A 22,727-nucleotide genomic window follows, 5' to 3' on the forward strand; every position below is an offset into this window, starting at 1 on the left:
TAAAATGGATTTTTTGAATACCATACTTGATTTTTTTAAAGGTTTTTTTGGCTGGGGCAGTTGGAACAGTTTGATGAACATCATCAAATCTGGCGATTATGGCAAGCTCCTTACTTATGACGGTTTCCGGGCGATGCTATTCCCAATCCTGCCGTTCCTGCTGTCGCTTGAAATTATCCGGGCAGCCTTTTATAAACGTTTTAAGGTTATCCATTATAAAATACCATTTTTTTCATTTGTATTAAATTCTGTTATCGGGCGGTACATATCCATAGGCATGGTTTTCCTGTGCATAGGTTTATTTGAAAAACATGCTTTTTTTAAAACTACATTTACCTGGTACTGGTTTATTTATGGTTACATAGTTTGGGAATTTGGCCATTTTCTGTACCATTACTTCGGCCACAAAGTAAGGTTGTTCTGGTGTCTTCATTCCACCCATCACGCGCCCGAAACTATGAACCTGGCCATCAGTAACGCGCATTTCTTTTTAGAGGGAACCTATGCCGATTTTATACGCACCACAGTTTGCATCATGTTAGGCGTTACCCCTCCTATGCTGTTTGTAATTATGTTTATTGATGGATTTTGGGGAACCTTTATCCATATTGGCGAAAACGTGATGAAGGATGCCCGATTAGGTTTCTTAAACAATATTTTGCTTACGCCATCGCATCACCGGGTACACCATGCCCGTAATATAAAATACATGGATACCAATTTTTGTAACCTGTTGCCCATCTGGGATAAAGTATTTGGCACTTACCAAAACGAAGAAATGGAAATTTCTATCGAGTACGGCATCAGTCGCCCATTGATTAAAAACAGTTTCCTGGACGCCTACTTTGGCGAGATAGTAGCCTTAGTAAAAGATGTATATAAGGCGCCCGGCATTAAAAACAAGCTCCTTTACATTGTAATGCCTCCCGGCTGGAACCATAACGGTGATCATAAAATGACCACCGTTGTAAAGAAGAAGTATTTTGAGGAATTGGAAAAGCAAAACGCCAGCAACGCTGACCCGGCGAAAAAGACGGTATTAACCTAAATTTTCCTAATCCGCGAATATCTGCGTATACTCCTTTATGGATTAAACCCTTAAAAAGGTTTTCTTTTGATATAAATAGTACAGGAACAGCCACTTAACCATTACAAAGGTAATGGCCATGGCTACCGCATTAAAAGGATCGCCGATGAGCTGACCTATCCAGCCAAAGAAACCATTATTGGTATAGCCCCATTTTATAAAATGGCCGGATACATAAATCAGTATAGAGTTCATACCGATCACCCTGAAATAAAACGACCATTTTTGATAACCCAGCACATCTATAATATAATAAAAAAATGCCATTAACAGCAGGCTTAAGCCGCCTACCTGCATTACAAATGAGCTGCTCCACAAGTTTTTGTTGATAGGAAAATCAAGATTCCAGATCTGGGCAATAACCAGGAATATAACACCGGTAATACCCAGTATAGCCACTTTTTTCATTTTCCTTAAACCGGTTTTCTTCAATATGGAGCCGGTAATTATTCCTAACAAACCTGTGCTGATAGCGGGGATAGTGGAAAATAAACCTTCGGGATCATGAATACCTAAATACAATTTGCCCGGCAGAATAATCCTATCCATGTAGGATGCAAAATTGCCCTGCATGGTTAAATCGCCATGAGGAAAGCCCGGTGCCGAAGTAAATTTAAGCAACAGCCAATAACCGATGATGAATACCCAAAACCAAATCATTTGCATCCGCTCGCTGCTGTACAGGTAAATAATGTTGGCAAACATATAAGCTATCCCAATGCGCCCAAGCACGCTGGCAAAACGAATCTCGGATATCGGCATAATGTTCAATCCGTTGTTAACCACCAAACCCAGTAGCACCAATATGAAGGCTCTTTTTATAACACGCAGCACCAACTGTTTTTTGCTTTTGCCCTTCTCTAATTCGCGGCCAACAGAAAACGGGGTAGATACGCCGGCCATGAACAGGAACAGCGGAAATATCAAATCGTAAAGATGAAAACCATTCCAGTCGGGGTGTGTAAACTGATTTGCAATAGCTCCCCAAAACGGTGATTTGGTGGCATTAGCCATCGTATGGAAGATCTCTTCGCCCCCCATAATCCAAAACATATCAAAGCCGCGAAGGGCATCTAATGAAAATAAACGGGTGGGAGCGGCATTAATATCATCAGGAGCGGTATTGCCTGTGCTGGTTGTTGCTTTGGAAGCCATTGGTTATAGGATTTTTGTTTGAACTAAAGATATAAAAAGGCCGACTAATTAAAATAATTTTTTTAGCTGTTTAACTTATTAAAATAATTGAATATTGGAGTTAAAATTTACTGAAAGCAGTTTAAAAATATAAATACGATCGTCATTGCGAGGTACGAAGCAATCTCTTTGCTATACAGAGCTGCTGGCATAGTCGACCTGCCTGTGTAGAGATTGCTTCGTACCTCGCAATGACGATCTCAGTCTCATGTCTCATATCTCATATCTCAAATCTATTCTTGTAACTTCGCGTTTTGTAATTGCACCGAATGTTAGAGATATTATATCGCGACGAATACCTTATAGGCATCAATAAACCGCATGGCTTACTGGTACACCGCTCGCCTATTGCTGCTGATGCATCTGAATTTGCCCTGCAGATGCTGCGCGATCAGATTGGCCAAAAAGTTAACCCTGTACATCGTATTGACAGAAAAACAGGTGGCATATTACTTTTCGCCCTTGAAAAACAGGTAGAAATTGCCATGCAACAGGCTTTTATGGAAAACCAGGTGCATAAAAAATACCTGGCCATAGTTCGTGGTCATACACCCGATACGGAAGATATTGATTATCCCCTGCGCAAGGAAAATGGCACACTGCAGGAAGCATTTACAACTTATACCACACTTAACCGCGTTGAATTGGATATTCCTTTCGGGGCTCATTCTACATCAAGGTATTCTTTAGTTGAAGCAGTGCCTACTACCGGGCGCATGCATCAATTGCGCAAACATTTTAGTCATATTTTCCATCCTATCATTGGCGATCGTACTCATGGCTGCAATAAGCAGAACAAATTTTTTAAAGATACCTGGGATATGACCACCATGCTGCTACATGCTTCAACCCTGAACTTTAACCACCCCATAACCGGCCAGAATATTACAATTAATGCTGGCTTACAACCCGAGTTTACAAGGGTAATGAAGCTGATGAAATGGTAGTCATATTATTATATTTATACTACAATAAAAACAAAACTTAAGCGTGTTTGTAGGTTAAGCAAATACTTTAATCATGATAAAGTCGGCAAATTATAGTCTATATACCAGCAATGGCGATCGCTTAATCATTATCAAACCAGCAACCCAAATAATGCCCGGTGGTAATATGCGTTCGACAGGGGTTTTTGGCTTAAACGAAGGCAGTGTTGATTTGGGCGATATTGTTTTTGATGATAAAATGAACGAATGGGAATACAGCTGCATGGGCGACCTAACCCACAAGCAGGCCGAAGAAATTGCAAGCTTCATTAAAAACTACCACGAGCCCGACCCTGAGGACAGGATGATGGATGAGGGTATGGCAGTATGATTCTTAAATTATAAAAACCGTAATTGAGGAGTACGACGCAATCTTCTACAACGGCAGATCAAATTTATATAGTTGGCTCTGTATAACATGGAGATTGCTTCGCAGCTTACTGCAATGACGGTTTTATACAGCTACCAAACCTTAAAGATAACCTTCACCACTATATTTACCTTATCTTTGCGCCTACAATGATAAAGCAAGCGCTCGAGAATCTTAAAATAAATGCCCTTAACGAAATGCAGCAGGCTGCCATTACCGCAGCCAAAAAAAGCGATGTGATACTGCTATCGCCAACCGGTTCGGGTAAAACACTTGGTTTTTTATTGCCGTTGTTAAGTTTATTAGATACAAGTATACCAACTGTGCAGGCCCTGATCATGGTGCCATCGCGCGAGTTGGCTTTACAGATTGAGCAGGTTTTTAGAACCATTGGCAGCGGCTTTAAGGTAAATTGCTGTTATGGCGGTCACCCGGTGAAAATTGAGCGTAATAACCTCTCGCAGCCACCTGCTGTTTTGATTGGTACACCGGGAAGAATAGCGCATCACTTGCGCCGCCACAGTTTCAGCACAGATACTATCCACACACTGATATTGGATGAGTTTGATAAAGCTTTGGAGTTTGGTTTCCAGGAGGATATGGCTTTTATCATTAAGCAAATGCCCAACATCAAAAAGCGGATGCTTACCTCGGCCACCAAAATGCAGGAAATTCCTTCATTTACGGGCATGGTTAGGCCAGTTGAATTAGATTATCTTACCAATGCCGCTAATGCGCCGGATATCAAACAAAAAGCCGTTATAGCCGAAGCAGCCGATAAGCTGGATGCACTGTTTGCCCTGATCTGCAAAATAGGCGATAAAGCCACCCTTGTTTTCTGTAACCATCGCGAAGCTGTAGAACGCATCAGTGATCTTTTATTTGACAGAGGATTACCGCATGATATTTTCCATGGTGGTATGGAGCAGGATGACAGGGAACGCGCCTTACTGAAGTTCAGGAATGGCAGTCACCGTTTATTGATCACCACAGACCTGGCCTCCCGCGGGCTGGATATACCCGAAATTGAGCACGTGGTACATTACCAGTTGCCACATAACGAGGAAGCTTACCTGCACCGCAATGGCCGTACAGCGAGAATGCACGCCAAAGGAACATCATACCTGATATTAGCGCCAGATGAAAAGCCATCCTATTTAAAAGATATGCCGGAAGTTGAAGAACTACCTGCAGACCCGATTGTCCCGCCACCATCACCATGGGCTACATTATACATTGCCGCCGGTAAAAAGGATAAGGTAAATAAGATTGACATTGTAGGCCTGCTGCTAAAAAAAGGAGGTTTGGATAAAGAAGACGTAGGCTTGATTGAAGTGCTTGATTACACATCTTACGCCGCTGTGAAACGCAACCGGATTGAGAAGGCCGTTCAACAGATAAAAGGCGAAAAGATCAAAAACAAAAAAGTTAAAATAGACATTTCCATATAATTAAATACCAATAGTATGAGTAATAATGATATCATGAAAAAGCTGAGGGTAGCCATGAAGTTTACCGATGATGATATTATAAAAGTATTGGAGCTGGCCAACTTCCGCATTACCAAGACCGAATTGGGCGCCATTTTTCGTAATGATGACCACCCCAATTTTAAACCCTGCGGCGACCAGATCTTGCGCAATTTCCTCAACGGCCTGATTATCTACAAACGCGGACCAATGCCCGATAAGAGAGTGCCAAAAACTGAAGAGTAATTTCTTACTCCGTTGGCTGTGTCCTCACAATAGATTTCTTAACGGTTTTTAAATTCCCTCCCAACGGGAGGGGTGCGGCTGAAATGTGCGCAATGGCAGGGAGGGGTTTCGCCGACATACCATCTGCAACAGTGTTTGAACGCTTGATTTAACCCCTACCTCCTCCTTCCCCGAGGAAGGAATCGCACATGGCCCTACCTTTTTATATATTCCGAACACCGCCCCCGTTGGCTGTGTCCCCACAGCCAACTATTCCTCCGTAAAAGCAAATCGTCTGCAATAACACAGGCGATGGGCAAAGAAAAAGGCGATGAGTTTTAAAATTCATCGCCTTGTTATGATAGCAAAATGTATCAATTATCTTAAATCCACTACCTCAATACCGGGATGGCTTTTGGCGTCCCATGCAAACATGCTATCGGCAATGGGTGCATTAGGGGTAAAGCTTTTTACGGTGTAGTTATATTTATTGCCATTTTTATCAAACAAAAGGGCGCTGTAGATTTGTTTTTTTACCTTATCAATAAGCAAACGAACTTTAAAGATACTTTGCTTATCGTTTTCAGGAGTAAGGTCTATCACCTGGAAAGCTTTGCCGGCTATTTTTTGCTCGCCGGTGTACAGGTATTTGTAGCCGCGCTCATAAATAGTAAAAATCTGGGACGGATTATTAATGCCTTCTCCGCCTTTGGCAGCGTCGCCTACCTGTACCTCTTTATCTTTTTTCAGATAGGTCCACTGGCTTTTGCCATCGCTGATGATCTCTTTATCCACATCCTTTACTGATGCCGAGCTATAAAGGGTAACCTTGTATTTACCCGCTTTGGCTTTAGAAATCAGCGTGCCTGTTTGAGTTTCCTTAACTCCTGCCTGCTGGTTATCAAGCGTAAAAGAAAAATCGGTTTTAATAACATCGTACGATTTATATTTCTGGCTTACCTGGGCTAAAATAGCCTTGGCTTGCGTATCTTTCTGGGCAAATGCGGTAGTGCAGGTACTTAAGACTATAAGGGTATTTAAAATTATTTTTTTCATCGGTTGTTTTATTCTTCAACAACTATTACTGTTAATAGTTATTGCTTTTGAGCATATAAATTGTAAATGGTTTAATCCTTCGGTTTTTGAAGTGTTTCCAGGTACCTTTCCAGGCTGTATTCATCGGGATATAAAACATCGCGGGCCTTGCTGCCTTCAAATGCGCCAACTATACCTGCGGCTTCTAATTGATCAATAATACGACCTGCACGATTATAGCCTAACTTCATTTTACGTTGAATTAGGGATGTTGACCCCTGCTGATGCAGTACTATCAAACGGGCGGCATCCTCAAACATAGGGTCGCGATCATCAGGATCGTATTCTTTGGCACTGCTGGTTTCGCCTTCGCCAACATACTCGGGCAGCAGCAGGGCTGTAGGGTAGCCTTTTTGATTACCTATAAAATCAGATATCGCTTCAACTTCGGGCGTATCCACAAAGGCGCATTGCAAACGGATGAGGTCGCTGCCTGTAGAGAACAGCATATCCCCACGACCGATCAGCTGATCGGCACCGCCGGCATCCAATATAGTACGCGAATCTATTTTTGATAATACCCTGAAAGCAAGCCTGGACGGGAAGTTGGCCTTAATGGTACCCGTAATAATATTTACTGATGGTCTTTGTGTAGCAATAACCAAATGGATCCCCACCGCACGGGCCAGCTGGGCAATACGTGCTATAGGCACCTCCACCTCTTTACCGGCTGTCATCATTAAATCGGCAAACTCATCTATCACCAGTACAATGAATGGCAGATAACGATGTTTTTCGGGATCACTTATTTTGCGGTTAACGTACTTGGCATTGTACTCTTTAAGGTTACGCACCTGCGCATCCTTCAACAGATCATACCGCTGATCCATCTCGATACATAATGAATTGAGTGTGTTTACCACCTTCTTGGTATCGGTAATAATAGCATCAGCCTCATCGGGTAGTTTGGCCAAAAAGTGCCTTTCTATCTTACGGAAAAGCGTAAGCTCCACCTTTTTAGGATCCACCAAAACAAATTTAAGTTCGGACGGGTGCTTTTTAAACAGCAGCGAAACCAATATGGCATTGATACCAACAGATTTACCCTGCCCGGTAGCACCAGCAACCAAAAGGTGGGGCATTTTGGCCAAATCCGCAATAAATACCTCGTTAGATATGGTTTTACCCAAAGCGATGGGCAGATCCATCGTAGTGTTCTGAAATTTTTCTGTAGAAAGGATAGACCGCATCGAAACCATTTCGGGGTTTTGATTGGGCACCTCTATACCTATGGTACCCTTACCCGGCATTGGGGCAATGATACGGATACCCAGCGCGGCCAAACTCAGCGCGATATCATCCTCCAGGTTCTTGATCTTGGAGATGCGCACACCGGGTGCCGGTATAATTTCATATAGCGTAACCGTTGGACCAATGGTGGCCTTTATCTTATCTATCTCGATATTATAATGGTTCAGCGTTTCAACAATTTTATTCTTATTGGCTTCCAGTTCCTCGGCGTTTACCGATATTTTGTTCGATCCGTGGTTCTCTAACAAATCAAGATGTGGAAATTTATAAGTTGCCAGGTCAAGCCTGTGGTCATAAATGCCAAATTTATTTACCAGCTCCTGTGCTTTAACATCGTCGGCTTTTTCAACGGCAAGTTCTGGCAGGGGACGGTTTACATCGATGGTAAGCGGTATTTCCGTCTCTTCTTCCGGTTCAGAACGTGCAGTGTTAGTAGGCGTTAAAACAACCGGCTCGTGATATATTGGCGTTTGTATCAGCGGTTGTTGCTTTAAAGGTTCGGGCTTTACAACATTTACCTCGGGGTTTAATGTATCCACAACCCGGTTACCGCGGGGCCACTCCATCGGGATGGGTATTTCTTCATCAGCCAAATCAACAGGCTCTGGAACTACTTCGTCTATCTCCACGGCGTTAACCCGTTCTTTTTTGGATGGAAGTTTAAAATCGATATTATAAGCGATCACCAGTACGGCAAGGGCCAAAAACACAAGCAAACCAGCCGTGCCCGCCGGACCGATCTGCGCATCCAGCAAACGATTGCTCCAGTAGCCAAAGCCGCCTTCTAAAAAGTGTGGATAATCAATAATAAAGGCATGAAAATACCCTATAGTTGTTGAGGTAAAAACAATTCCAAATATAGAGTAAGCCAGCGTTTTGGATAATGAAAACAGCCTTACTTTAAACAGCAACCGGTATCCCAACACAAAAAATATAAAAATAAACAGGAATGATGCTATCCCAAACCACTCATAAATAAACTGGTTGCTTAACAACGCTCCAAATTTACCCAGCCAGTTTTGAGCAACCTGCGGTGTGCCGGCATCGGCAATTTCCTGCACGGTTTTACCGGTGGCAAGGTTATGCCAGCCGCCATTAGTGGTTGAAATATAACTTTGATCTTCCTGCCAGGTAAACAGGTATGATGTGAAGGCGATAAGGAAGTAAACAGACAGTAAAAGCGAAAACAAACCCGCTATTTTTACCGTGCGCCCGTTCACCATATCCAACTGAGGTAACTTAGGAAGTGCCTTTTTAATTACACTTTCTTTTTCGGCCTTGCCATTGGTTTGACGGGGCTGATTTTCGTCCTTAAAACTATTTGATTTAAACTGATTTCCTTTTACCGGCATCCTGATGTAACATCCTTTAACTGCAAACTTACATAAAATTTCACCTATGTAAACTTTACAAAAACAACATAAAATTTTTTCCTATCCTCACCAATCATCAAAAATTTTGCTAACTGTTGAAATATAAAGTTAGCAGATTATGTAAATAGTTAGGCGTATTTTTATTTTTTTAGTATAATTGAATATCAGGGCTGTCCTAACCTATAAAAAAATTTCAACGCCCTTATTTAACTGTAAATAATGAGTATAGAAACCCTGGAAGAATATATCACCGCTGCCAATTTACCCCAATTGGATGCCTTGCTTTCACAAAACCCCAAGCTGGCAACAACCCTTACCAGCCACCAGGTTTCGCCATTGATGTTGTCATGCTATTACAAAAAACCTGCAGTTACCGAACTGTTGCTGAAGCATGTTGGCGAGATAAATATATTTGAGGCCGCAGCCGCAGGCAAGCTTGATGTGATGGCTAATCTTATTTACGCCAACCCCAGTTCGATTAATGATTATGCCCAGGATGGCTTCACCCCGCTTGGCCTGGCCTGCTATTTTGGGAATTATGATGTTGCCCGTTACCTGGTGCTGAAAGGTGCCGATGTAAACCTCCCATCAAACAATGGTTTTCATGTTTACCCGCTTCATTCGGCTTGCGCGGGCAATTATACTCAGATTGCCAGTATGCTTATTGAAAACGGATCGCTTATTAATATAAAGCAACAAGCTGGTGCTACCCCACTGCACGCTGCCGCACAAAACGGAAATTTAGAACTGTTGATACTGCTATTGGAAAAAGGCGCTGAAATTAACACCCGTATGGAGGGAGGTAAACTCCCTGCCGATTTGGCCCGCGAAAAAGGCTTCGACGATATCGCGGAGATTTTAAGCTGATGATTTGGGGGCTTGTAGAGACGCATATTTGCGTCTTCGCGATGCAGATCCAGCCTGGTATATCCGCTCTGAATAATTGGAGACTCAACTATGCAGAGTTACAATTTCCTTAGACCATCCTTAGAAAACTGCATTTAAAAAAAAGCAGCATACTCCTCTGGCATTTTATCAATGCTTTTAATCTGGATATCTTTAAAATATACTTCGCCGGCTTCGCTTTGCAATTGGAGTTTGCCTTTGGTTAGGGGTTTACTTTCTTTACCATCCTGGTAACTTAGGTTTGACAAGGCATTAACCACATGACCATTTACGATATAAACACTCTTATCTCCGTAGCAAATCAATTCCATAGTGTTCCATTCGCCTTTTGGGTTTTCAAAGTTTTCGTGCCGTTGACAAAAACCCTGGTTGGGTGCCCCTACACCCATAAATACTCTATCGGCATCTTTATTAAACACATAATTGGGTACACCTGCTGGTTTATTTGCACGAACCGTTGCATGGGCAGTACCCACGTTCCAATAATCGCCTATGCCGCCCTCCATCACCTGAAACTCCTCTGATAACATCCACGAATGAAAATAATCGGCGCCGCATTCGCCCTGCGAGTGGTATAGCAGGCCAGAATCCATAGGTTCATTTAGGCGGGGATCCCATTTCTTGGTACCGAATTTGGTTTTCAGCTTAAGGTGATAGTTTTGAAATTCCTGTTTGGTATAAATACAACCATAAATTTCGCCGCTGATGTGTAATACCGGCTCATTGTTTTGCATTTGTACCGAGAATACATTTGCCTCATTTTTATCGTAACCAATGGGCGGCAGGGTTTTACCATTCGCATCCTTAGGCGCCTCGCCTTTATAAGGAAACTTAAGCCGGTAACTTTGGTAAATTGTCCACTTACTCATTTTTTTATCCATGAGGCTGATCCAGCCCTTATCGGGATTGAATGATGTGAGCCCCAAGATAAACAAGCAGCTTAAAACAATGGTTGAGCTTTTTTTCATAGTGGTGAGATCCTATAAAACTGAGGTTTAGTTAATACGCAATCGATTGTTATTTCAATATAAATATATTGAAACAGCTTTAATAAAAAGCCGCTTATGGTAAAAAATAATTATCAATTGATTAAAAACTACCAGCTCGTAATTATTGCTTTTTAGCCCATTCCTGCTGGTCTTCTGGCGAAAGAAAGGTCCAGGCCATGATCCTGCTTGCTTTTTGCCCTTGCGACATGTTGATGGTTTGCACCTCGGTTGCACCAGCCTTTTGCAAAGCATTATACAAAATGCGCAAATTTTCTTTTTTTGATACCAGTGTAGTGAACCATAAGCATTGCTTAGCAAAACGGGTACTTTGCGTAGCCATTTGTTTTAAAAATGCTGCTTCGCCACCGGGATACCATAATTCGGTATTTTGGCCGCCAAAGTTTAGCACGGGTTCGTTATCTGTTTTTAAGCCCAGGTTATTCCATTTGCGGCGTGAGCCCTCGGCAGCCTCTTTAATGGAGGCATGAAATGGAGGGTTGCAAATGGTAAGATCAAACTTCTCGCCGGGTTTTATGGCAAATACAAAAATATCCGCCTTGTGTTTTTGCAGCCTTAGTTCAATAGCATTCTTCAGCTCATCGTTTTTAGTGATAATTTCCTGTGCTGCCTGTAAAGCTTCTTCATCTATATCTATTCCAACAAAGCTCCAGCCATATTCCTGGTGACCAATGATAGGGTATACACAATTTGCCCCTACCCCAATATCCAACACCCTAACCTTTTTGCCCTTACGAATAACACCACCATTGGCTGTAGCTAAAAGATCGGCCACATAATGAATATAATCGGCCCGGCCTGGGATAGGTGGGCATAGATAGCTTTCGGGAATATCCCAAAAGCCGATACCATAATGATGCTTTAATAAAGCCTTATTAAGCAACTTAACCGCCTCTGGATTAGCAAAGTTGATAGTTTGACTATCATATTTATTTACCGTTACAAAAGGCCGTAGCTTGGGAATGGCCCTCATCAGCGCCTTAAAATCATAGCCCTCGCGATGGCGGTTACGCGGGTGCATAAATTCTTTAATTTCGGGTTGATTTGGGGCTGATTCTGGCAAGTTGTTGTTTGTTAATTTATAAATTTAAAAAAGGTAGTTTCTTAATTAGCTTTAAGCTTTCCGCCTTCAGCTTTTAGCTATTTACCCTACAATACTGCCCAAATTGGCAGGCGAGTAATTAATTGATTTAAGTGTTTTGCTATCCGCGGTACGATATACCAGGTATAATCCGTCAATCTCTTTATAGTGCGATTCGGTACCCGCTGTATTACGGTAATGCTCAATAGTTTGGTTAGCTTCTTCAATAGTTTTGCAGGCCTTGCTCATGTTGGAGCGATGAACCTCATCAAACAATTCCTTAAACTTTTCGCCAAGACCAAACTCCAGCACCGCACCTGATAAAACATATTGCAGATCGCATAGCGCATCGGCTATTTCAACTAGGTTATTATCATTAACCGCTTCCTGTAATTCCTTAAGCTCTTCGGCCAAAAGTTCTATACGTAACTGGCACCGCTCCTTTGACGGAATCTGTGGCGCAGCTATAATAGGATGTTTAAAAGTGCTGTGAAATTCGGCAACCTGGTTTAAAGAGTTTAAATCTTGAATCATAATTTTCAGGAAGTATTTAAGGGCGCTAAGTTATGAATAACCACAGCGCTTTCAAAAAAACGCAAATTTAAAACAGATTCACAAAAATTTGGTTATGCTATATGATTAACAATCAGTTAACATATAGTAACTTTGTTAACATAAACATAATATTAAAGTAGCTTTATATTAACCTACCTTTATGCCGAAAATAAGTTCAAAATCAACCTGAATTTTCTCAACCCTTTTCCATGAAAAATAAAAAAACAAAATCCTCCGCGAAGGAGGCCCGCAAAGCTCTTAAAAAACAATTGAACGATAAATTTACCGATCAGTTAAAAGCTATTGTAAGCGAAATTGGACCAGACCTGAAAAATGTAACTAAGGCTATTGAAAAAGCTGCCAGGAACTTAGCTAAAACACTTGCTGCCAAAATAAGCGACAAAAAAGAAGCTCCTGCCGAAGCCGATAAAAAAACCAAAGTGATTTCGGATGAAGCCAAAGCTCCTGTTTTGCCTGTTGCCAAACCAGCAGAAGCTAAAAAAACTGTAGCAAAAAGTAACACTAAAACTGCTGCCCCTAAGCCAGTTGTTACCAAAGAAGAAACTGTAAAATAATACCTCTTTTAGGGCATTACCATTTTATTTTTGCTAAAGGGTTTCATATCCAATAGTTAAAAATCAAATGGTTTTCCCAAAGCGATTGCGCTTAAAGCAGTTACATCATTGATTTTTAACGATATAACGCCACAGCTCAACTAACGTGTATTAGTTATAATGCAGGCAAAGCATTAAAAGTACAATTCTTTACGTCAGTAATTTTGTTGTTTCCCCATGTTTACTTCAGTAAACATGGTTCGGGGCTGTTTTTATCCTTTTTGTTTTTCGCCCAAAGAGAACCAATTGCCAGAGTCGTCCTTAAATAAGGCTTCAAAACCATAAAACTCTTTTGTTGGTTCTTTTTTAAATTCAACGCCTTTGGCTTTCAACTCTTCATAAGTTGCCATCAGGTCGTTACACTCAAATACACCAAAGCCAAAAGTACCCTGGCTTACCAATGCACGCATTTGTTGGGCCGCCTCCTCTTTAAACATCATGCCTTCGGCAATAGCCATAAGGGATATTTCCAGTTCGGGTTGCTCCGGTGGGCATACCGTGAGCCAGCGCATTCCCGGCCCCATGGATGCATCGGTATGTACTTTAAAACCAAGCTTGTTAACGTAAAACTCAAAAGCACTGTCCTGGTCAAGAACAAATATGCTAACGTGGTTCATTTTTGTGATCATCTGTAATTATTGTTTAACCAAAGATGAACAATAATGCAGGAGCATACTTATTGAAAATTGCTGTTTTTTATCCAGCCATTTTCCTGCGCAAAACAATTAGGAATGAATTTTAGTGGCGATTGCAGCATATCGGCCGATCTTTTAAGCGCCTGTTGCTGGTATGCATAAGGCGACTGCCGCAGAACTTTTTTAAACAAAGCCGAAAAAGAAGTGGCACTATCAAACCCAACAGCATAACATACCTGTGTTACAGGTGTACCTGTTTGCAGCAGCAAGCGGGCTTGCTCAATTCTTACAGCTATCAGATACTGGTGCGGCGTTTTACCGTAAGTAGATTTAAACAGGCGAATGAAATGGAACTTTGAGAAAAAGGCTTCGTCAGCAATATCATCCAGGTTGATGGGCTGGTGATAATGATCATCAATAAACAATTTGGCATGCACAATACGCCTGTACAAGTAAATTTTTGGAATGAATGCGGTGCCTGCCATACTATTTTAAAAAACCAAAGTAAAGATGAGGCAATTAGTTAAAATACTCAACCTGCTAACCGTAATAATTTTTTTAAAACATTTTCTTCTCTAATGATATTTTAATAACTGCTAACCGTTTAGTATCCTTGTATACATCTTTCTAAAGCTTAAATGGCGTTAAAACATAGTTCTGCTTTTCCCCCGGAAATGTTAAGGGTTTTTGAGACGTTACCTCAACCCTACCTGGTACTTTCACCGGCATTTTATATACTTACGGCCAGTAATGCCTATTTACAGCTAACAGGTAGAACGAGATTAGCGCTCGAAGAACAATATCTTTTTGATGTTTTCCCTAAAATTCCTGATCCGTCATCACATGAGGGAGGTATCTCCTTTTCGTTAAATAAAGTACTAGAAACCCGCCAGCCGCATCAATTGCCGGTAATGCGGTTTGATATACCCAATGCAAGTAATACTTTACAATTTGAAGAACACTACTGGAATACCTCCCACACACCGATTTTGGATAATGAGGGCGAAATAAGTTACATTATTCACCATACCCAGGATGTTACCCAGCAGGTGATTGCCGAACGGAATTTAAAAGAAAGCCTGGAAAAAGAAATAGTAGCTGCTGCAAAGGCCCAAAATCTGAGCAAACAAATGGAAAAACTTTTTGCGGAGATCCCTGCGCAGATAGCCATAGTTACCGGGCCTGATATGGTTTATGATTTCATAAATCCACGGTATAAGAGTGAGCTTTTTCCCAACCGCGAGGTATTAGGCAAACCCTTACTATACGCCTTGCCCGAAGTAGCCGGCCAACCCATCTGGGATGAGCTGCAGCGTGTTTACAAAACCGGAGAAACCTTTGCCGGCAATGAAATTTGCATACCCCTGGCCAGCGAAATTGGCAAACCTTTAAAAGACCATTATTTTAACTTTGTTTACCAGGCCATAAAAAACGAGAAAGGGGAGATCGTATCTGTTTTAAGTTTCAAATATGAAGTAACCGAACTTGTTTTAGCCAAAAAAAATCTTGAACAAAACAAGCAGGAGCTATTGGCTTTAAATTATGAATTGGCAAATGCCAATGAAGAGATACAGGCCACCAATGAGGAAATAAGGGCTTCTAATGAAGAACTGAGCGCCACCAACGAGGAGTTGTTTTTAGCCCAGCAAAATATGCTTAAGCTAAATGATGAATTGGAGGAAAGGGTTAAAGTACGGAGCATTGAACTTTTTAATGCCCAGGCCGATGCAGCCGGCGAACGCGACAGGCTGAAAAGATTTTTTATGCAATTACCTACAGGTATTTGTTTGCTTGATGGGCCCGAGATGATATTTGAATTGGTGAACCCACCATACCAGCAACTCTTTCCTGGCAGGGATCTGTTGAATAAACCCATTTTAGAAGCATTGCCAGAGCTGGCAGGCACCCCTATTATAGATATATTAAAAAGTGTTTATTACACCGGTAATACTTTTGAAGGTAAAGAATTTTTAGTACCGTTGGCGCGCACTGCCAACGGCCCTATTGAAGACCGCTACTTTACATTTATTTACCAGGCAAGATATGACGGCGATGGCATTGTGGATGGAATTTTGGTTTTTGCTTTTGAGATAACCGAAACCGTACTTACCCGGCAAAAAGAAAAAGAAAACGAGCAGCGCTTTAGATTTTTACTGAATGCAATGCCGCAACAGGTTTGGACAGCACGCCCCGATGGCGTTCTTGATTATGTAAATGAGGTGGTTTGCGATGATTTTGGCCAAAGCATGGATCATGTATTGGGACGTAGCCTGCAGGAATTTATACATCCTGATGACAGGCACAGGAGTGCGCTAAAATGGAAAGCCGCTTTGCAAAACGCCAATGAATTTACGGTTGAGTTTCGCCTCAAATTTCATGACGGGCAGTATGTATGGCATTTGGCCAGGGCTGTGCCACTGGTAGAGAACGGACAGATACGATTATGGCTGGGTACAAATACCAATATTGAGGCACAAAAAGATAACGAACAAAAGAAGGATGAATTCCTGTCAATAGCCAGTCATGAGTTGAAAACACCACTCACCAGTATTAAGGCCTTTAATCAGCTGATGCTGCGTACAAATGAAGTACAAAAGCTAAACGGATTTGTACAAAAATCAGCAGCGCACATACTTAGGTTAGAGAAACTGATCAGCAATCTATTGGATGTTACCCGTATCAACGCCGGTAAAATAGATTATAATATGGAAGCCTTCCGTTTTGTGGAGATGCTTAAAGATAGTATAGAAAGTGTGCAACAGGCAACAGCATCGCACCAGATTATTCTCGAAAATGCTGACGATGCCATCTACACTGGCGATCGTTTCCGGCTGGAACAGGTAGTAAATAACTTTCTTAGCAACGCTATAAAATACTCGCCAGAGGCGGATAGGGTAATTGTGAATTGTACCCTGCACCCTGATAACAGCCTTATAGTATCTGTTCAGGATTTTGGTATCGGCATCGAAGAAAAAGACCTGATGCGCCTGTTTGATCGTTATTACCGGGTTGATAATACTGCCATGCGCTTTGAAGGTTTGGGCCTGGGGCTTTTTATATCGGCCGAGATCCTGAAAAGGCACAACGGCAGTTTCTGGATTGAAAGCGTGCCTGGTGAGGGTTCAACTTTCTTTTTTAGGCTGATGCTTGACCATGCGACAAGGATCGAACCTGTAAAAGACGGCTATAGATACTACCAGGATGACACAATCACCTTAACTTATAACCAGGAACATAGCCGTATAGATGCCGATTGGACAGGTTTCCAAAACCTGGAATCAATACAAAAGGGATGCCTGCGCATACTGGATATGCTGGAAGAAAACAATGCTCATAAGGTGCTCAATAACAATATTCATGTACTTGGCAATTGGTCAGAAGCGGCAGACTGGAGCAATACAGAATGGTTCCCAGCTATGGAAAAAGCAGGATTGCAATATTTTGCCTGGATCTACTCGCCAAGCGTTTTCAGCCAGCTATCTGCCAAAAAAAGCGTAGATACCCTGACAGGTAAAGTTGTTTTCCAGTTTTTTAAAGATGCGGACCTGGCAATAGAATGGATAGATAGCAAGTAGACTTTGTGCTATAAAATAGCAAGCCCGTAAAACCTTAATTTACGGGCCTGGGTATAATTTTTTATAGGACAATTCAGTGCTAAAGCATTTACCCCATCATCATATAACCATTAAGCTCATTCTGCAGTTGTTTTGCAGTCGCAATTAATGATTTATCGGTAATGTAGCCATCAATGTCAATATCCTTGCCCATGAGACTTTCTTTAAAAACATCCTGAAACCTGAAATATTTCAACGAAAAATTCCAGTTATTTTGAAGGTGTGCAAAAACTCTGGCATCTTCTTTATTTAACATCGAATAATTGACTACTACAAAAGCATCCCGGCTTAACTTTTTGATACATTTTAATATATCCTGGTTATAGGCTATCCAAATTCTTAAAAATTCCTGACTGTAGTTATGATAAAAAGCCTCCTGTCGCCGGCTCCGCCTAAACCAGGTCCATACCAACCGCGACAGGTATTTACGGGCCATGTATTTATTATCGATGTATTTAAACTCCCGCCTCAATAATGAACTGGTTACAGACTGATAGTTGCGCAGAATTATAAGATAGCAGGCATCGGGAATCAACTCCTTATAAACATCCAGGAAAAGACATGTTCGGGGATCTTTCCATCCCCATTGATCATATAACTGCCGCTTGGTTTTAATAATACTTTTAACTTTTTCGCGCTCGTAGATAGAAAAGGTGTCTACATGTTGGTCTGTTAATCCCGATGTAGGAAGTTGATGGTTGGCGAGGATCTCTTCGTGCATTTTTAAAAACTCTAAATCTTCAAAGTCACCTTCAACATTTCCGTGATTCGGCAAGGCCAGTCGTTCGCCCAATTGCATACCGCATTTAGTAAGCCAATGGGTAATAAGCGAGGTGCCCGAGCGGTGCATGCCTGCAATAATGAGCGTTCTTTTTTGCATAACTATAATAGGCAATACGATAAACGATAATGGCCTTTGGCCTAAATTCTATCGGTTACTTTATGTTGAGCCTTTTCAACAGGATGAAGATTATTCAAGATAAAATACAGCAGTGATGAAGTGCTTTGCTGTATGGTACTTTCGTTAGTATTTATATATAAATCTGGTTTATAGGGCACATCAAACTGCGCGTTAACGCCCGTAAGATTAGTTAATTTATCAGGATGCCCATCTGGTAAAAAGGCTTTTTTGTACAGCCCCTTCGTATCCCGGTTGATAAGTTTATTAATGGGGCAATCAATATAAACAATGTTTACATGTCCATATTTTTCGGCCAGTTCGCGGCGCATCTCATCGTAAGGGTTTATAGCGCTTACAATAGTAACTATGCCGTGTGCCGAAAACCGGCTGGCAATAAAACCTAACCGACGTATATTTTCACATCGGTCGGCTTTGCTAAAACCCAGGTCGCGGCAAATTTCATTGCGATATTCATCACCATCAATTATTTCCGTTCTTATGGCAAGTCCGGTTAGTTCATTGGCAACATTTTGTGCTAATGTGGTTTTTCCTGCCCCTGATAATCCGCAGAATAGAAGTATCATAATTTAATAATTTATGTTTTCATTTATCATGCCGCAAACGCACTGCAGGATGCTATTCGCTAAGTGAACATAGGGAATTAAATTACAGGTTAAATTATATTACATTGTAAATAGTTCTTTACAAACAAGTTAATACACTGGCCAAAAATCTCAAAAAACCTTTAAATTAGACTGCAAAGGGCGTTTTTGTTGCACACGACAAGTATACATACCGGTATATTGGTTGATACACCTAACAAAAATGTTACCTGTTTTACGGCTTACTGAAGTAGCTTTAGCGTGCTGTTAGTGTAGTATTTTAAACATCAGTTCTTTCATCAATTCGCCGTGGGGAGCGTTTGATTCAACACCTTTGCTTTTAAGGTCGTACTCGCGCAGATAACTGATAACCTGCATTGTTTTTGGATAGTTGTAGCTACGACCGGCAAGTTCATAGTCTTTCACAAAATAAGGATTCACCCCCAACTCGCGGGCAACGTTTTGCTGTGATTTATCCTTTACGTAATGATAAGCCAGCACCTTACTAAAAAAATTATTAAGGTTACCCAGTACCAGCACTATAGGATTGGCTTTGGGGTTGGCTTCAAAATAATTAATAATCTGGTTAACCTTAAAGGCGTCTTTTTTACTGAGTGCGGTTTGCAGTTCAAATACATTGTACTCCTTACTGATGCCAATATTATCCTGTATGAGTTTCAGGGTTATCTCCTGCCCGGCGGCCACATTCAGCATCAGCTTATCAAGCTCATTTGAAATTTTCGAGAGATCATTGCCCAGGTATTCTGATAACATAGCCGAGGCCTGCTGGTTTATTTTGTAACCTTTATCGCTTATAAATCCTTCAATCCAGGCGGGTATCTTGCTATCATATAAAGGAGCCGATTCAAAAATGAGTCCATTCTTTTCTATCGCTTTGTATGTTTTTTTGCGCTTATCAAACTTTCCATATTTGTAGCAAAATACCAGTATAGTACTTGCTAATGGTTTTTCAAGATAGCTCAATAAGGGGTCGATCCCTTTTTTATTGTCATCATCCTTACCCCATTTCATATCCTGGGCTTCCTTTACCAGCACAACCTGGTAATCGGCCATCATGGGGTAACGCTTGGCAGCGTTAAGTACCGACATCATATCGGTATCCTTACCGTATACTACAGTTTGATTAAAGCCCTTCTCGGCGTCAGGAAGCAGGTGATGCTCAATATGATTGCTTACCAGGTCAATAAAATAGGGTTCTTCGCCATGCAGCAGATACAAAGGTTTGTATTTGCGGTTTTTGATATCCTTTAATATTTCTGCAGCAGTCATCTTTTTAAGTCAAAATCAAAAGTCAAAATTGACTTTTATCCCGGATATTCAAAATTAAAAAAACGAAGCGGTAAAATGTTCTTATTATCAAATTGTGGAAAGTAATATTTATAACACTCCTGTGTTACCCGCTTTACTTGCTATTTTTGACTTTTTAATTTTGACTTTTTAATTCATGTTACAGCCGCTTAATTTACCGCCCTACCCTTTTAAAATAAGCGACGAGAACGGGCAATTATCATTGTTTGATGAGATCCGTAAAAAGACCATCATTCTTACGCCCGAAGAATGGGTAAGGCAGCATTTTGTGCAATACCTTATCAGGCAAAAAAACTACCCCCGGTCCCTAATCAGGCTCGAAGGTGGTCTTAAACTCAACGGCCTGCAAAAACGTACAGATATTGTGGTGTTTAACAGCGATGGAAAGCGAATATTAATTGTAGAGTGTAAGGCGCCATCAGTTACTATTGATCAAAAAACCTTTGACCAGGTAGCCCGCTATAACATGGTGCATAAAGTATCGCTGCTGGCAGTCAGCAACGGATTGCAACACTACTATTGCACCATTGATCTGGAGAAAAGAGAATATAAGTTTATTGAAGATTTACCGGCATACAACAAACCCATTTAAACGGCTACTGCCAGGGTTTGAATTTTTTCAAGCAATTCATTGGGCTTAAATGGCTTTGATACATAATCATTCATGCCAGCCTCCTGGACTTTTTCCTTAATATCAAACAAAGCCGAAGCCGTAAGCGCTATAATAGGGATCTTTGATTTTTTAGGATCGGCCATTTTCCTGATCTCTATGGTGGCATCAAAACCATTCATAACCGGCATTTGCAAATCCATCAGAATAATATCGAAATTGCCATATTGCATCAGTTCAACCGCTTGTATGCCATTTTCGGCAATGGTGGGTATAATATTCCATTTTGATAATAGCTTCTTCATCAGCATAACATTTACAATGTTATCTTCGGCAATAAGAACTCTTACCCCTGATAAATCATCTCCCTGGTACTCAGCCTTTGGTAATGGGGCAATTACTTTTTCCACAACCATTTCTGTTGATACCGGGAACTCCATTGTAAACGAGAACTCCGATCCTTCACCAACCTTACTTTTAACATCCATCTGCAGGCCCTGCAAATCAAGTAACCGTTTTATAATAGCCAAACCTAATCCCGTGCCACCATATTGGCGGGTAGTGGTTAATGACTCTTGCGTAAATGGTTCAAATATTCTGGCAAGCTCATGTTCTGCAATGCCGATACCCGTATCTTTTACCAAAAACTTAACGGTAACTGTATTATGCCTATCCTCAAAACAGGTAGCACTAACCAATACATCTCCCTTTGGCGTAAATTTTATGGCGTTACTAACCAGGTTATAAATAATTTGTGTAATGCGCGTAGGGTCGCCAAAAATCACCTTATTTTTTAATGTACAATCAACTTCAACATTAAACTTCAACCCCTTTTCTTCGGCCTTTATCATTTGCGCGCCACAAATATTATTAATCAGCTCTACAAGGTTAAATCGCACATTCTCGAAAACAACCTTACCCGATTCTATCTTATTAAAATCAAGCACATCATTAACAATTGCAAGCAGGTTATTTGCAGAAAATTTTAGAACCTCCAGGTTCTCCACCTGGTCGTTTCGCGGGTCTCCCATCATCAGCAGGTTACTCATTCCTATCACCGCATTAAGTGGCGTACGAATTTCATGCGACATGGTTGAAAGAAATTCAGATTTGGCATGAGTTGATTTCTCGGCCTTTTCAATTGCTTTTTCAAGCCTTGCATTAAGCGCTTCCTGTTCTTTGCTGCTATCTTTAAGCTGTTTTATATTCTTTAAAAAGGCTGTATAAAAGTGGCTGTGAATAAATATGAGCAGTATAAAATTGGCAAACAACGTAATAATAATGGTTGATTGATCTATCTTATCGGGCTTTATTCCAATTACATAACCCTTGGTAAATTCAACAATCATAAAAGCAAGCACCGGCACCGTGTTCAACAACGAATAAACAAGCCCATCCGTTTGCCCCAGCATGTAGTAGCTAAACACAATTACCAGTATAATTACCTGTACCGTAACTATATTAACTGTTTGAACTGTTAAATAAACAATGGTGACATTGGCTATTGTACCTGCACTGAGTAGTAAGTGCGAAATTAAACGCCAGTTGGGCCTGTAGGTCAACATCTTAAACAGGATGGCAACACATACCATTAATGCCCCCGCAGTATAGGCCAGCATCATTTGCCCCTGGAAATACACGCTCAGAAATACGGTGCCCAGGGCTATAAACACCAGCGGAAAACCGTAATAAAGCAGCCGGATACGGGCCTGATCAAGGAAAGGCTGTTCCTTTGTTAAAATTTTATAAATGGAAAAGTTAAAAAAACTTACTTCTTTACTCATGGTCAATAGGCATGTTACCGCACGTTTTTTATAAAGGGC

At 41.1% G+C, this 22,727-nt stretch carries 21 protein-coding genes; 9 read left to right on the plus strand and 12 right to left on the minus strand.

Translation table 11 applies throughout. The annotated features are described in order from the left end of the window. The first annotated feature begins 4 nt into the window (after positions 1–4). Complete coding sequence (locus AC1D0K_RS09490) at positions 5–1,048, plus strand: sterol desaturase family protein (protein WP_477441975.1); 1,044 nt, start codon at positions 5–7, stop codon at positions 1,046–1,048. 42 nt (positions 1,049–1,090) lie between these two features. Here the strand turns inward: AC1D0K_RS09490 and AC1D0K_RS09495 are convergent, their stop codons facing one another. Continuing rightward, entirely contained in the window at positions 1,091–2,242 is a 1,152-nt protein-coding gene (locus AC1D0K_RS09495) for an acyltransferase family protein (protein ID WP_477394861.1), read from the minus strand. A gap of 308 nt (positions 2,243–2,550) precedes the next feature. On the opposite strand from AC1D0K_RS09495, the gene AC1D0K_RS09500 reads away from it, so the two are divergent. The 4 genes from AC1D0K_RS09500 (at position 2,551) to AC1D0K_RS09515 (ending at position 5,352) form a co-directional block, all read left to right on the plus strand. Continuing rightward, positions 2,551–3,228 (plus strand): pseudouridine synthase, encoded by a 678-nt coding sequence (locus tag AC1D0K_RS09500; protein ID WP_477394863.1) that lies wholly within the window; start codon positions 2,551–2,553, stop codon positions 3,226–3,228. Between the two features lie 73 nt (positions 3,229–3,301). Then, positions 3,302–3,598 (plus strand): hypothetical protein, encoded by a 297-nt coding sequence (locus AC1D0K_RS09505; protein ID WP_295720840.1) that lies wholly within the window; start codon positions 3,302–3,304, stop codon positions 3,596–3,598. A 188-nt stretch (positions 3,599–3,786) separates the two neighbouring features. Then, positions 3,787–5,088: a DEAD/DEAH box helicase gene (locus AC1D0K_RS09510; RefSeq protein ID WP_295720841.1), complete on the plus strand. Its 1,302-nt coding sequence runs from the start codon at positions 3,787–3,789 to the stop codon at positions 5,086–5,088. Positions 5,089–5,103: 15 nt separating this feature from the next. Further along, the gene (locus AC1D0K_RS09515; RefSeq protein ID WP_295720842.1) at positions 5,104–5,352 is read left to right on the plus strand and encodes a DUF1456 family protein; all 249 of its coding nucleotides are present in this window, start codon (positions 5,104–5,106) and stop codon (positions 5,350–5,352) included. 357 nt (positions 5,353–5,709) lie between these two features. Here AC1D0K_RS09515 and lolA1 read toward each other — a convergent pair whose 3' ends face one another. Continuing rightward, positions 5,710–6,387, minus strand: coding sequence for an outer membrane lipoprotein periplasmic chaperone LolA1 (gene lolA1, locus AC1D0K_RS09520; RefSeq protein ID WP_477394866.1), 678 nt, complete (start codon positions 6,385–6,387; stop codon positions 5,710–5,712). Between the two features lie 71 nt (positions 6,388–6,458). Next, entirely contained in the window at positions 6,459–9,029 is a 2,571-nt protein-coding gene (locus AC1D0K_RS09525; protein WP_477394868.1) for an FtsK/SpoIIIE family DNA translocase, read from the minus strand. Between the two features lie 240 nt (positions 9,030–9,269). Here AC1D0K_RS09525 and AC1D0K_RS09530 point away from each other — a divergent pair, with 240 nt between their 5' ends. Further along, entirely contained in the window at positions 9,270–9,917 is a 648-nt protein-coding gene (locus AC1D0K_RS09530) for an ankyrin repeat domain-containing protein (protein ID WP_477392861.1), read from the plus strand. A 134-nt stretch (positions 9,918–10,051) separates the two neighbouring features. Here AC1D0K_RS09530 and AC1D0K_RS09535 read toward each other — a convergent pair whose 3' ends face one another. From AC1D0K_RS09535 to AC1D0K_RS09545, 3 genes are all read right to left on the minus strand, one after another. Continuing rightward, on the minus strand, positions 10,052–10,924 hold the full coding sequence (locus AC1D0K_RS09535) for a 3-keto-disaccharide hydrolase (protein WP_477392859.1): 873 nt from the start codon (positions 10,922–10,924) through the stop codon (positions 10,052–10,054). A 142-nt stretch (positions 10,925–11,066) separates the two neighbouring features. Further along, positions 11,067–12,026 carry a 23S rRNA (adenine(1618)-N(6))-methyltransferase RlmF gene (gene rlmF / locus AC1D0K_RS09540; protein ID WP_295720847.1) on the minus strand — a complete coding sequence of 320 codons (960 nt, stop codon included), beginning with the start codon at positions 12,024–12,026 and terminating at the stop codon, positions 11,067–11,069. 81 nt (positions 12,027–12,107) lie between these two features. Continuing rightward, positions 12,108–12,578, minus strand: a complete 471-nt coding sequence (locus AC1D0K_RS09545; protein WP_295720848.1) for a pyrophosphohydrolase domain-containing protein — start codon at positions 12,576–12,578, stop codon at positions 12,108–12,110. Positions 12,579–12,808: 230 nt separating this feature from the next. Between AC1D0K_RS09545 and AC1D0K_RS09550 the strand changes: the two genes are divergently transcribed. Then, positions 12,809–13,174, plus strand: a complete 366-nt coding sequence (locus tag AC1D0K_RS09550) for a hypothetical protein (RefSeq protein ID WP_477392857.1) — start codon at positions 12,809–12,811, stop codon at positions 13,172–13,174. Between the two features lie 251 nt (positions 13,175–13,425). On the opposite strand, the gene AC1D0K_RS09555 is transcribed toward AC1D0K_RS09550, so the two are convergent. Beyond that, positions 13,426–13,842 (minus strand): VOC family protein, encoded by a 417-nt coding sequence (locus tag AC1D0K_RS09555; RefSeq protein WP_295720850.1) that lies wholly within the window; start codon positions 13,840–13,842, stop codon positions 13,426–13,428. Positions 13,843–13,889: 47 nt separating this feature from the next. Then, on the minus strand, positions 13,890–14,333 hold the full coding sequence (locus tag AC1D0K_RS09560) for a helix-turn-helix domain-containing protein (protein ID WP_477392855.1): 444 nt from the start codon (positions 14,331–14,333) through the stop codon (positions 13,890–13,892). A 153-nt stretch (positions 14,334–14,486) separates the two neighbouring features. Between AC1D0K_RS09560 and AC1D0K_RS09565 the strand changes: the two genes are divergently transcribed. Beyond that, a complete protein-coding gene (locus AC1D0K_RS09565; protein WP_477463043.1) occupies positions 14,487–17,423 on the plus strand; it encodes a PAS domain-containing protein in 2,937 nt (978 codons plus the stop codon). Between the two features lie 88 nt (positions 17,424–17,511). On the opposite strand, the gene AC1D0K_RS09570 is transcribed toward AC1D0K_RS09565, so the two are convergent. The 3 genes from AC1D0K_RS09570 to holA form a co-directional block, all read right to left on the minus strand. Beyond that, positions 17,512–18,342 carry a sulfotransferase gene (locus tag AC1D0K_RS09570; protein ID WP_477392851.1) on the minus strand — a complete coding sequence of 277 codons (831 nt, stop codon included), beginning with the start codon at positions 18,340–18,342 and terminating at the stop codon, positions 17,512–17,514. 41 nt (positions 18,343–18,383) lie between these two features. Then, entirely contained in the window at positions 18,384–18,947 is a 564-nt protein-coding gene (gene cysC, locus AC1D0K_RS09575) for an adenylyl-sulfate kinase (protein ID WP_477392849.1), read from the minus strand. A gap of 285 nt (positions 18,948–19,232) precedes the next feature. Beyond that, positions 19,233–20,255, minus strand: a complete 1,023-nt coding sequence (gene holA / locus AC1D0K_RS09580; protein ID WP_477392847.1) for a DNA polymerase III subunit delta — start codon at positions 20,253–20,255, stop codon at positions 19,233–19,235. 175 nt (positions 20,256–20,430) lie between these two features. Here holA and AC1D0K_RS09585 point away from each other — a divergent pair, with 175 nt between their 5' ends. After that, a complete protein-coding gene (locus tag AC1D0K_RS09585) occupies positions 20,431–20,886 on the plus strand; it encodes a type I restriction enzyme HsdR N-terminal domain-containing protein (protein WP_477392845.1) in 456 nt (151 codons plus the stop codon). Here AC1D0K_RS09585 and AC1D0K_RS09590 read toward each other — a convergent pair. Further along, positions 20,883–22,688 carry an ATP-binding protein gene (locus tag AC1D0K_RS09590; RefSeq protein ID WP_477392843.1) on the minus strand — a complete coding sequence of 602 codons (1,806 nt, stop codon included), beginning with the start codon at positions 22,686–22,688 and terminating at the stop codon, positions 20,883–20,885. The two genes, AC1D0K_RS09585 and AC1D0K_RS09590, sit on opposite strands and share 4 nt — an antisense overlap. Positions 22,689–22,727 lie beyond the last annotated feature (39 nt).

The organism is Mucilaginibacter sp. P1_A3 (genome assembly GCF_056406855.1).